This is a genomic window from Streptomyces sp. NPDC002690 (assembly GCF_053592415.1).
In genome coordinates this window covers 44,472-55,728 of the sequence record NZ_JBSFVR010000012.1, presented here as the reverse complement: position 1 = coordinate 55,728, position 11,257 = coordinate 44,472, and the positions used below count along the sequence as shown (strand labels likewise).

The window sequence follows — 11,257 nt, the reverse complement described above, 5'->3', positions numbered from 1 at the left end:
GCCCCTGAGCCCGCCGCACGCGCGCCTTGCCGACTGTTCCCGTGTTGTCCGGCGGGATCTGCCGGGCGGGGGATCAGTCCGGGATGTCGACCGTCAGGGCGAACTCGGGAATTTCCTCTTCCTGGACCTCTTCGACGTGCTCGGTGCCCTCGTTCATCGCGGACGCCCTTCGCCTCACCGGCGCCCTCACCATCGAAGGGCGTTCACCGGCGGAGCCATCGTTGGCCGGATCGACCGCCGGCGCCAAGTGCGCCTGGATACGCACCCGTACGCACCGGCCGATGCCCTGAAGTCGGGAATCCGCCTTGCCCGCACAGACGAGCGCCGGCCTACCCGGGCCACTACTCCGCCCCCTGCGAAAACCGTTCCGAGGGAGACGGATTCACGCCGCACCCACCCGGGCAAGCCCGCCTTTCCCGCCGAAGCTCACCACCGGTCAGGCCAGGAGATGGTCCGGAAACGCCCTCACCTCCGGCAAGGTCCTGCTCGGCGACATGGACCTGACCTCCTGTGACGAACGGGGTCGTACGGGCCCGTGGGGTGGGTCCGTCACTTCTCCGAGTCGATGAAGAACACCTTGCGCAGGGACTCGGTGACTTCCCAGGTCGTGCGGTCGCCGGCCCGGAACGCTGCCATGTCACCCGGTTCCAGAGTCAGTTCGGGACCGTCCTCGACCTGGACGCGGGCGCTGCCGCGCACCACGACCAGGGTCTCGTTGCGCGGGAACTCCCAGGTGAACCGGCCCGGTTCGCAGTTCCAGACGCCGCGGACCACCGCCCGGTCCGGCGAGGCCCACAGCACGGCGGTACTCATCACGGGGTCCCCCGCGAGCACCTCCCCGGGGAAGCGGGTGTCACGGGTCAGTTCGACGTCCTCGACACGGGTACTGAAGGGAACGGCAGTTGTCGTCATGATGTGCGGATCTCCCAGGAGGATCGGGCTTCGGCCGCGTCCGCCACCGACTCGGCGACGATCTCCAGGCCCTCGTCGAGTTCGGCGTCGGACACGGTCAGCGGGGGCAACAGTTTGAGTACTTCGTCGCGGGCACCGGAGGTCTCCACCAGCAACCCGCGGTCGAAGGCGGCCTGGCCGGCCCGGCGGGCGAGGTCCGGATCGCCGAACTCCACGCCCCACACCAGGCCCCGGCCGCGTACCCGCGCACCGAGGTCCGCGTGGCGGCCGGCCAGCTCGCGCAGCCGCTCCTCGACGTGTCCGGCCCGGTGTGCCGTGCGGTTCTCCAGGGTGCTGTCCCGCCAGTACGAGCGCAGGGCGGCGGTCGCGGTGACGAAGGCGAGGTTGTGGCCGCGGAACGTGCCGTTGTGCTCGCCCGGCTCCCACACGTCGAGCTCGGACTTGAACAGCGTCAGCGACATCGGCAGCCCGTACCCGCTCAGCGCCTTGGACAGGCAGACGATGTCGGGGACGACGCCCGCCGACTCGAAGCTGAAGAAGGGGCCGGTGCGCCCGCAGCCCATCTGGACGTCGTCGACGATCAGCAGCATGCCGTGGCGTCGGCACACCTCGGCCAGTTCACCGAGCCATTCGGGCGAGGCGACGTTGATCCCGCCCTCGCCCTGGACCGTTTCGACGATGACGGCCGCGGGCCGGTCCATGCCGCTGTTGCCGCTGCGCAGCATCGCGTCGAGCAGTGCGGGTCCGTCGACGGTGCCGTCCGCGAAACCGTCGTAGGGCATCCGGTGGACCCCGGCGAGCGGGGTACCCGCCCCGGCCCGCTTGGACTCGCTGCCGGTCACCGAGAGGGAGCCGAGCGACATCCCGTGGAAGGCGCCGGTGAAGGCCACGACCGTGGAGCGTCCGGTGACCTTGCGCGCGAGCTTGAGCGCGGCCTCCACGCTGTTGGTGCCGGTGGGGCCGGGGAACATGACGCGGTAGTCGAGCCCGCGCGGGGTCAGTACGTGCTCCTGGAGCGCGGTGAGCAGCTCGGTGCGGGCGGCGGTGAACAGGTCGAGGCTGTGGGTGATGCCGTCGCCGGCCACGTACGACAGCAGAGCCTCTTTGAGAGCGGGCGGATTGTGGCCGTAGTTGAGGGTTCCGGCCCCCGCGAAGAAGTCCAGATAACTGCGTCCCTGGGCGTCCTCGACACGGGAGCCGCGGGCGTGGGTGAACTGCACGGGCCAGGTGCGGCTGTAGCTGCGCACCTCGGATTCTTTTGCCGCACGGGGCAGTTGGGCAGGGTTGTCGATCGCGGGCGGGGCAAGGATCGCGGACACGGGGTTCTCCTTCGTCGGGCCGGCGGTGGTGGGCGGTCCGGGTCAGCGGGCCAGTTTGCGCAGACCGTCACCGATGGTCCGGGCGCGCAGCGAGAGCAGGCTGAAGGAGCCCGCGTCGCCTATGCCGTGCGAGGACTCGCACAGGCCGTTCAGGAACAGCGGCGGTGTTCCGGCGACCGCCGGCTCCATCGAGTACTCGGCCGAGACGCACGGGTAGCCGTCGGTGTCGTGGGCGAACCGGTCGGCGATGCCGCTCACGGCGCGCGGGAAGCGCTCCTGGCCCGGGCCCGGGCCCAGGTCGCGGAATCCGGTGGCGAGGACCACCAGGTCGGCCCGCCGGGTGGCGCGTTCGCCGGTGATGGTCTCCGTCGCCGTGATGTCGACGCCGTCGGGGCCGCACGTCACCCCGGTGATGTGCTGGTTGCCCAGGACGCGGACGAGTTCCTCGCCGTCCAGCCGGTGCTCGTACATGAGCAGGTACAGCTCGCGCAGGACGTCCCCGTCGGCGGCCGAGTAGTTGGTGGGGCGCATGTAGGCGTCCAGAGCGCGCTTGCCCGCCCGGCTCGCCCGGTAGTAGTAGTCCGTGAAGCCGGGGAAGTAGCCCTCCTCGCTGAACGGGCTGGTGTCCTTCTCGCGCAGTGAGTGCGAGCGCGCGTAGACGGTGACCCGCGCGCCGGGAAAGCGTCGGTTGAGGTCGAGGGTCAGTTCCACGGCGCTCTGGCTGCCGCCCACGACGGCGACGCTGCCGGGCGGCTCGGCGAGTGCGCCGAGGGTGGGCAGGTACTGGGTGAGGTGGCAGACGCGAGGGTCGGCCTCCACCGTGTCGAAGGGGGGCGGCACGTAGGGCGGGCGGCCCGTCCCGACCACGAGCGACCGCGCGTACCGGGTCTGCCCGGTGGAGTCCGTCACCCGGTACACGGAGCCGTCCGTGCCCTGTTCGACCGCGACCTCGGTGACGCGGGTCCCGTACTCCACGTACTCCCCGAATTGCCCGGCCACCCAGGCGATGTACTGGGCGTACTCCTTGCGCAGCGGGAATTCGGCGGGGAGGTTGAGGTGGTCGAGGAGCCGGCCGTGCTCGAAGAGGAAGTTGATGAAGCTGTAGCGGCTGCGCGGGTTGCGCAGGGACACCAGGTCCCGCACCGGGTGGTTCTGGATGTCGGAGCCCGGCAGCATCATTCCGCTCTGCCACGGAGTGCCTTCCGCGGCGGCTTCCAGGAACAGCATGTCGAGTCCGGCGTCCTCCTCCACCAGGGCGATGGCGAGGGACAGATTGGCCGGTCCGAATCCGATACCGATGACGTCGTGGCAGTGGGTCATGCGTTCTTCTCCGGCTTCGAGGGAGAGGCGGTGGCGGGAGAGGCGGTGGCGGGAGAGGCCGTGGCGGGAGAGGCCGTGGCGGGTGCGGTGCCGGAGGGCAGGAAGGTCCAGACGGATTCCCGTACGGGCGTTCCGGTCAGGCCGAGCCACGCGTGCAGGTTCTCGGCGAGGTCGGGGAGGACCGGCCAGGCGAGGGCCGCGAAGGCCTTCGCGGCCAGGTACTCCAGGGCCAGGCTGGTGCGCGTCTCCTCGCCCTGCGAGGCGATCGCCCGCAGCGGCTCCTGGGTGGCCCTGAACTCCTCGGCGCGCTCGACGAAGGTGTCCAGGAGCCGTACGTATCCGCGCGCCGAGAACGCGTCCGGCAGCAGCAGGCCGTCCAGTTGCTCGGTCACCATGCCGAGCTGCCGGTAGAACTCGCGTTGGGCGACGGTCCAGGCGCCGGTGCCCGGAACGGTGTCCCCGTGCCGGCGCCGGACCTCGGCGAAGCCGGCCAGCCAGTTCCGGGCCGCGTCGTACAGCGGGTCGTCGCCGCTGCCCGCCGCCACCTCCCAGGACATGTCGCTGTTCCGGCCCTCGGGGGCCGCGCGCAGCAGACTCGCCCGGACGTCGTCGCGCTCGCCGCGGGCCAGGGCCTCGTCGGCCCAGACGGCGTGACCGCGGCTGGTGGAGAACTTCTCCCCGCTCAGCTGGAGGAACCGGTTGGTGACGTACATCGCCGGAAGGTGCTCCGAGGCTCCCGCGGCCAAGCCCAGCGCGGGCAGCAGGACGGCGTAGAAGTAGCCGTTGTCGAGACCGAGGAAGAGGGCGTTGTCGGCGGGACCGTGCTGTTCGGTCTCGACGCGGGACGCCTCCAGGAAGGTGAACGCCAGGTCGGCCCAGGGGTCGAGGCGCTGGGAGGGGTCGTCGCCCACGGCGCTCCCCCAGGTTCCGGTGCGGGTGAGACGGTACGGGGCGAGCCCGCCCGGCGCGTCCAGGAGGCGCTCCAGCACGGCCCGCAGGTCGGCGGAGAGCTGGACCTTCTTCAGACGTGCGCGCAGCTCCTCGCCGAACTGCGACAGGTCCAGCCAGAGCGCCGTCTCCTCGCGGGTGGTGGCGGGAGTGCCGCAGACGCGGCAGTGCACCGCCCGGAGGTCGCGGGCCTGGTTGGGGTTGGCGCACGCCTCGCAGATCTCGCCGTCGCTGTCGGCCGCGCAGTCGGCGCACTTCCCCCGGGCGAACGCCTGGAACAGCGACAGGTCGCAGGGGGCGCAGTACGCGGTCGGTTCCGTGCGGCGGATCACGGCGGGCGAGGCGAGCAGCCGGTCGAACCAGCCGGCCATGGTCCGCTCGTGGTCGGGGTCGGTGAGCGGCCGGGTGAGCCTGTGGGTGTCCACCCCGGCGCTGTGCAGTGTCCGGACGATGGCGTCGCCCTCGGTTTTCGCCACGGCCGCCGGGGTGCGGTCCGTCAGGCGGCCGGCGGTGGCGACGTAGGACTGGTGGTCGTCGGTTCCGGTGACGTAGCGGGCGGAGCGGCCCATGGAGCGCAGCGCGCGGGCGAAGAGGTCGGCGCGGACGTACGGACCGGCCAGGTGCCCCAGGTGCAGGCCGCCGTTGGGCGTGGGGGGCGGGCAGAACACCCGTACCCGCTCGGGGAGTTGAGCGCGGGCCGGCATCTCGGAGAGGGTGCGGACGGCCGTGGCGGCATCGTCCCAGTAGACCGAGATCAGGTCGAAGGGGGCGTCGGACTCGTTGCGGATCTCGTGGAAGGAGAACGGCGTGAGGTAGACGGACTCCCCCTTGCGCAGCACGCGTTCCTCGTCGCCGAGCACCACCACGGCTTCGCCGTCGAGCACGAAGAAGATCTCGCCGTCCTGGTGCGCGTGCCTCTTCGACGTGGTTCTGGCCGGGACGCTTCCGAAGACGGATCCGAAAGGGAGCCCCTCGATATCCTGCGCGCTCAGCAGCGACTGCAGGTGCATTTCATAGGACCAAGTCATCTGGTCGCGGTCGAACGTTCGCGTCATCACGCTCTGAGCATGTCGGGTGAACTCCGTCGAGTACCAAGGGAATGCGGCGTCCCATTGCTGCCGTGACCCGTCGCGGCCATCCGGAGACACGGTGCGGCGGGCGTGCCGGCTGGCAGGGTCGACGGCGTCGGAGAGCACGTCGGACTTGCGACCGGAGGAATGAGATGAGCGGCGGGATACGGCGGCTCGGGCCGTCGGACGTACCGGCCTGCCTCGCGCTGGCCGTCGACCGCGGCTGGCCCGCGGAGGAGCTCAGATGGCGGCTGCTCCTGGAGGTCGGCGAGGGGTACGGATGGGTCGCGCCCGGCGGTGACGGTCTGGTCGGCGCGGTGGTGCTGACCCGGTTCGGGACGCGGGCCGGTGTGGTGGGGCTGATGCTGGTCCGCTCGGACCACGCGGGGCGCGGCATCGGCCGGGCCCTGATGGAAGAACTCCTGGGCGAAGCGCGGGATCTGGACTCGGTCTTCCTCTGCGCCACCGATGCGGGGCTGCCTCTCTACGAGAAGCTGGGCTTCCGGGGCACCCACGAGGTCGCCACCCACCTGGGCGTGTTCGAGCCGTCCGGGCAGGCGGGTGCGCGACTGCGCACGGACGTGGTGGCCCCCGGCGACGCCCACTGGCTGTACGGTCCGGACGCCGCCGCACTCGGCCTGGACCGCAGCCGCCTGCTGGCGCGGTTGCCGAAGTTCGCCCAGGAGGTCCGGGTGCTGCGGGACCCGGACGGCAGCGCCGTCGGCTACGCGGCGGCCTGGGACAACGCCGGACGCACCGCCGTCGGTCCGGTCGTCGCGCCGGACGTCGCCACGTGGTGCGCCCTGGTCGGCGAATCGGCCCGGCGCACCAGGCAGCCGGTGCGGTTGGAATGCCCGGTCGGCGAGGACGCCACGGCGCGTGCCTGGGCAGCCCGCAACGGACTGCGCGAGACCGGTCGCTGCACGTTCATGGTGCGGGGCCGACCGCTGCCGGCGGACCACCGCACCCACCCCTATGCCCTGTTCATGCAATCGCTCGGCTGATGCCTGGTCGCATCGACCGGCTCGGCCTGCGGCCAGGAGCTCTCGAGCTTCGCCGCCGAGACACGAGGACCCCACACCCATGAGCCCCACCACTGCCAGCCCACCCGCCAGTCCGGCCGGAGAGCCGAACCCGTACGTCGTCGCCGTCGTGGGGACGGGCCCGCGGGGCCTCGCCGCGCTGGAGCGTCTGGCCTGTCACCTGGCCGGGCGACCGCTGCCCCGACCCGTCGAGATCTACGCCATCGACGACCACACGCCCGGCTCGGGCCGCATCTGGCGCACCGACCAGTCTCCCCTGCTGCTGATGAACACCCCCGCCGGGGACGTGACGATGTTCTCCGGCCCGCCCGACGACACCGCCGTCGCCGCACCGGCCCGGCCGGGCGCGGGACCGTCCCTGGCCGAGTGGTGGGACAGCGCCGAACCCGGCACCGGCGGCGGTCCGCACGCGTACGCCGGACGAGCCCTGTACGGGCGTTACCTGGAGTTCGTCTTCCACAGCGTGCGGCGCGGCATGCCCCAGGGCACGGCCCTGCACGCGGTCCGCTCCCGGGTCGAGCGGATGCGGCGCCGGACGGGTGGCGGCTGGACGCTGGCGCTGTCCGGCGGCCGGTTCCTGGCCGCCGACCAGGTCCTCCTGGCCACCGGTCACAGCAAGCCGCGCCCGCACGGCAGGGAGCGCGGACTCGCCGCGTTCGCACGGGAGAAGGGCCTGGTGTACCTACCCGGGGACAGCGCCGCCGACCTGCCGCTCGACACCGTTCCCGCGCGGGCGGCCACCGGCGTCGTCGGCCTGGGCATGGCCTTCTACGACATAGTCAGCCTGCTCACCGAAGGGCGCGGCGGACGCTTCGAGCCCGACGGTCAGGGGCTGCGTTACCTGCCCAGCGGCGCGGAGCCGCTCCTGGTGGCGGGTTCACGCAGCGGCGTGCCGATCCCGGCCCGCGGCGTGAACCAGAAGCCGCCGGACTACGCCTACGTCCCCCGCCTGTTCACCCTGGAACGGATCACCGCGCTGCGGGCGGAGGGACGCCGGATCGACTTCGTGCGGCAGGTGCTGCCGTGGCTGCGGGCGGAGATGAGCCTGGTGCACCACGCGACGGCACTGCGGGGGCTGCGGGGCGCCGCAGCGGCCCGGGCCTACACCGAGGCCGCCGTGCGGGCGGCCCTGCACGGGGCGGACACGGCACCCGACGGCCACCTCGCACCGGCCGACGTGGTGACGGAGGTGGCCGCCGCCCACGGGCTGACCGGTGCCGCTCCCGTGGACCTGGCCGCCTGGGCACGCCCCTTCCGGACGGCCGCCTTCCCCGACCCCGGGTCCTTCCAGCAGGCGCTCACCCATCACCTCCGGACGGATCTGGAACACGCCGTACGCGGAAACGTCGCCGACCCGCACAAGGCCGCCGTGGAGATGCTGCGGGTGCTGCGGCACGTGCTCCGGGCAGCCGTCGACCGGTGCGGGCTCACTCCGCAGTCCCACCGGCGGGACTTCCTCGGCGAGTTCGCCCCTCTGTGCGCCCAACTTTCCAGCGGTCCACCCGTGTTCAGAGTTCAGCAGACACTGGCGTTGATCCGCGCGGGCGTCCTTCGGACGGTGGGGCCCGAGGCCCGCTTCACGCCCGACGAGGCGACCGGACGGTTCACGGCGCACTCAGCGCTCGTCGCCGGGCCACCGGTGCTCCTCGACGCGCTGATCGATGCCCGCATCCCGGTACCCGACGTGCGCGGCGACTCCTCGCTCCTCGTCCAGGACCTCCTCGAACAGGGGACGGTGACCAGCTACCGCAACACCTGGGACGGCGAGGTCTTCGACACCGGCGGTCTTGCCGCCACCGACGCGCCGAACCGGCCGCTGGACGCGCGGGGCCGGATCGTCGAGGACCTCTACGTGACCGGGATTCCGCTGGAGAACGTCCGCTGGTTCACCCAGGTGGGAAGCGGACGGCCGGGCATGTGGACGGACTTCACCCGGGAGGCCGACTCGGTGGCCAGGGCCCTCGCCGAGGCGGCGGCCCGCCCCGGCCACGGCCCACTCTGGCCAGCGCACGCCGTGGACACCGTGACGACGGCTCCCGCAGGATCGCAGACGCAGTGCCCGGCCTCCCTGGTGTCGGCACCTACCCATGAGGGGAACCACGTTGAGCAGCATTGAGTTCAGTCGGCATGTCGCCCAGGCGCCGTCCGTCGTCGCGGAGCTCGTCGGTGACGACGGAGCCGCGGGGGACGTCCCCGCGCTCGACCCCGACCGCCCGCTCGTCCTGGCCGGCATCGGCACCTCGCTCCACGCCTGCCGGGTCGCGGCCACCTGGATCCGCCGGCTGAGCGGCGGACAGCTGCGCCCCGCCGCGCTCGACGCCCACGACCTGGCACTCACCGAATCCCTCACCCCTCGCGACCAGGTCGTGGTGGTCAGCCACCGCGGCACCAAGCAGTACCCCAACGAGGTGTTGCGCAAGGCGAATGCCGTCGGAGCGACCACGGTGTGCGTCACGGGCCGCGGAAGCGCGCTGCCCGAGGCCACGACGGTGCTGCGCACCTGCGACCAGGAGCGGGCCAGTACCCACAGCGTGTCCTACCTGGCGTCCCTGGCCGTGCTCGGCCGGCTTGCCGCGGGGCTCCTCGGCCCCGAGCGGTCGAAGGAGCTGACGACCGCCCTGCGTGCCACGCCCGAGGCGATGCGGCGCACGCTGGACATGGACCTCGCGCCACGCGCCGTGGACGCGCTGGTGCGGTCGGCGCCCCACCCGGTCCTCGTGGCCGGAGGCGGTCTCGACGCCATCACCGCCGACGAAGCCGCCCTGAAGATCAAGGAGGGCACGTACCGCTGGACGGAGGGCCTGCACACCGAATTCGCCCTGCACGGCACCCCGGCGGTGTTCTCGTCCTCGACCACGGGCTTCCTGATCAGGCCGACCGCTCCCGACGGCGGCCGGACCGACGCTCTCGCCGGCTACCTCGGCGCTCTGGACGCACCGGTCCTGATCAGCGACAGTGATCCCGCCGCGGACCTTCCGTTCGCCGACGTACCCGAGCTGGCGCGGCCGTTCGTCACCGTGCTGCCCTTCCTGCGGCTCGTCGCCGCCGCGGCCGGTGAGCTCGGGTCCAGTCCCGACCTGACCCACCTGGAAGCCGAACCGTGGGCCACGGCGGCCAAGGCGGTGCGACTGTGACCGCGACGACGCACCACGCCCCGCTCTCCGGGGCCCAGCGGCACGACCCGGTCACCGACAGCTTCCTGCGGCAGTCGCTGGCTCCCGGCAGTTCTCTGCGCACCGCCGTGCGCGACGCCTCGTACCCGCCGGAGTTCACCCGCTGCTGGGGCGATCGGATGCTGCAACGCCCCCTGTTCGCGAAGGAGTCGGAGGTGCTCGGGTTCGCCGACGATCTCGACGCCTTCATCACGCTCCTGGAGTCGGTCCCCGGCCGCCTCTTCGACGGCGACGTGACCCGCTACTGCGACCATCTCGGCATCGAGCCCGAACGGGGCGCCGTGCTGCGCCGGTTCGCTGTCGGCTCCCTGGTCCGCTACGGGCGGGCAGACGTCTACCACGACGGCACGGGCTTCCGCCTGCTGGAGATCAACATGGCCAGCAATCTCGGCGGGACCGACCGCTGCGAGATGCACCGGGCCCTCACCGACGTGCCGGCCTTCGGCGCCTTCGCGCGGGAGAACGGGCTCGGCCACGTCCACACCGGCGAGCGCCTGCGCGCGACGCTCGCCGCGGCGCGGCCCGCCGGCCAGGGCGGCACGCCCCCTCGCTACGCCGTGATCTGCGGCCGGGACGGCCTGACCACGTACGGACATCTGCTGCGCGGTTTCACCGAGATGATGGCCCGCCTCGGACTGCCCTTCGAACTCGGTGAACTCGACGACGTCGGCGAGCGGGACGGCCGTGTCCTGCTGCACGGCGCCCCGGTCGACGTGGCGCTGCGCTTCTTCAATGTCGACGACGTGTGCTGGGACCGCGGCAGCCGGGCCCGGGCGGAAGTCCTCTTCCGCGCCCACGAGGAGGAGCGGCTGCTGCTGTGGTCCCCCATCAACGGCTCCCTCTTCTCCAACAAGGGCACCCTGGCCCTGCTGTCCGACCCGGCTCTGCGCCCCACCCTCACGGCGGCCGAGGCGGCCGTCGTCGACCGCGTGCTGCCCACGACGTTCCTGCTGACGCCCGAGTCCGTCGCGTACTGCCGGGAGCACCGCGCCGACCTCATCCTCAAGCCGCTGCGGGACTTCGGCGGCAAGGGGATCGTCGCGGGCTGGAGGCTGGACGAACGGGAGTGGCGGACCGTCCTGGAGGAAAGCCCCGAGCGGCACTACGTGGTGCAGCACCGGGTCGTGCCCGCGGCGGAACCGGTGGTGTGCCCCGACAGCGGCAGGACCGAGGACTGGCACGCCGTGTGGGGCATGTTCTTCACGCCCGACGGCTACGCGGGCACCGACGTGCGCGCCGCCCCCGCCGCACACAGCGCGGTCATCAACTACGGGACCAACCCCGAGGTGCGTACGGGATGCGTCTTCACCTACTCCTGAGGGCCACCACCGCTCCTGAGAACCGCCACTCCTGAGTACCACCGCCCTTCCTGAGAACCACCGTTACTCCTGGGAGCCACCGCGCCCGGCCGGCACGTCTTGGCCTGGTCCGGCCGCGGCCCCATCCGGTCAGCGAAACCGCCTGGCCCCCAC

The 11,257-nt window shown here is 72.2% G+C and carries 8 protein-coding genes; 4 read left to right on the top strand and 4 right to left on the bottom strand.

The features are described 5' to 3' along the window. Positions 1–549: 549 nt before the first annotated feature. Genes ACWD3D_RS03455 through ACWD3D_RS03440 form a run of 4 tightly spaced genes read right to left on the bottom strand, consistent with a single transcriptional unit; the run spans position 550 to position 5,554 of the window. Entirely contained in the window at positions 550–912 is a 363-nt protein-coding gene (locus ACWD3D_RS03455) for a cupin domain-containing protein (RefSeq protein WP_451459239.1), read from the bottom strand. Beyond that, entirely contained in the window at positions 909–2,222 is a 1,314-nt protein-coding gene (gene ectB / locus ACWD3D_RS03450; RefSeq protein ID WP_451459243.1) for a diaminobutyrate--2-oxoglutarate transaminase, read from the bottom strand. The genes ACWD3D_RS03455 and ectB overlap by 4 nt, the downstream gene beginning before the upstream one ends. Positions 2,223–2,273: 51 nt before the next feature. Next, positions 2,274–3,551: a SidA/IucD/PvdA family monooxygenase gene (locus ACWD3D_RS03445; protein ID WP_451459238.1), complete on the bottom strand. Its 1,278-nt coding sequence runs from the start codon at positions 3,549–3,551 to the stop codon at positions 2,274–2,276. Then, a complete protein-coding gene (locus ACWD3D_RS03440; protein WP_451459242.1) occupies positions 3,548–5,554 on the bottom strand; it encodes a class I tRNA ligase family protein in 2,007 nt (668 codons plus the stop codon). Before ACWD3D_RS03440 ends, ACWD3D_RS03445 begins: the two co-directional genes overlap by 4 nt. Before the next feature lie 167 nt (positions 5,555–5,721). Here ACWD3D_RS03440 and ACWD3D_RS03435 point away from each other — a divergent pair, with 167 nt between their 5' ends. The 4 genes from ACWD3D_RS03435 (at position 5,722) to ACWD3D_RS03420 (ending at position 11,104) form a co-directional block, all read left to right on the top strand. Then, positions 5,722–6,573, top strand: coding sequence for a GNAT family N-acetyltransferase (locus ACWD3D_RS03435; protein ID WP_451459237.1), 852 nt, complete (start codon positions 5,722–5,724; stop codon positions 6,571–6,573). Positions 6,574–6,652: 79 nt separating this feature from the next. Beyond that, on the top strand, positions 6,653–8,728 hold the full coding sequence (locus ACWD3D_RS03430) for an FAD/NAD(P)-binding protein (RefSeq protein ID WP_451459236.1): 2,076 nt from the start codon (positions 6,653–6,655) through the stop codon (positions 8,726–8,728). Further along, on the top strand, positions 8,715–9,746 hold the full coding sequence (locus ACWD3D_RS03425; protein ID WP_451459235.1) for an SIS domain-containing protein: 1,032 nt from the start codon (positions 8,715–8,717) through the stop codon (positions 9,744–9,746). Before ACWD3D_RS03430 ends, ACWD3D_RS03425 begins: the two co-directional genes overlap by 14 nt. Beyond that, positions 9,743–11,104: a hypothetical protein gene (locus ACWD3D_RS03420; RefSeq protein ID WP_451459234.1), complete on the top strand. Its 1,362-nt coding sequence runs from the start codon at positions 9,743–9,745 to the stop codon at positions 11,102–11,104. The genes ACWD3D_RS03425 and ACWD3D_RS03420 overlap by 4 nt, the downstream gene beginning before the upstream one ends. Positions 11,105–11,257 lie beyond the last annotated feature (153 nt).

Excerpts from the sequence above, each read along its gene's own strand:
- ACWD3D_RS03445 (WP_451459238.1), bottom strand. The coding sequence starts at position 3,551 with ATGACCCACTGCCACGACGTCATCGGTATCGGATTCGGACCGGCCAAT.
- ACWD3D_RS03440 (WP_451459242.1), bottom strand. The coding sequence starts at position 5,554 with ATGACGCGAACGTTCGACCGCGACCAGATGACTTGGTCCTATGAAATG.
- ACWD3D_RS03430 (WP_451459236.1), top strand. The coding sequence starts at position 6,653 with ATGAGCCCCACCACTGCCAGCCCACCCGCCAGTCCGGCCGGAGAGCCG.
- ACWD3D_RS03455 (WP_451459239.1), bottom strand. The coding sequence starts at position 912 with ATGACGACAACTGCCGTTCCCTTCAGTACCCGTGTCGAGGACGTCGAA.
- ACWD3D_RS03435 (WP_451459237.1), top strand. The coding sequence starts at position 5,722 with ATGAGCGGCGGGATACGGCGGCTCGGGCCGTCGGACGTACCGGCCTGC.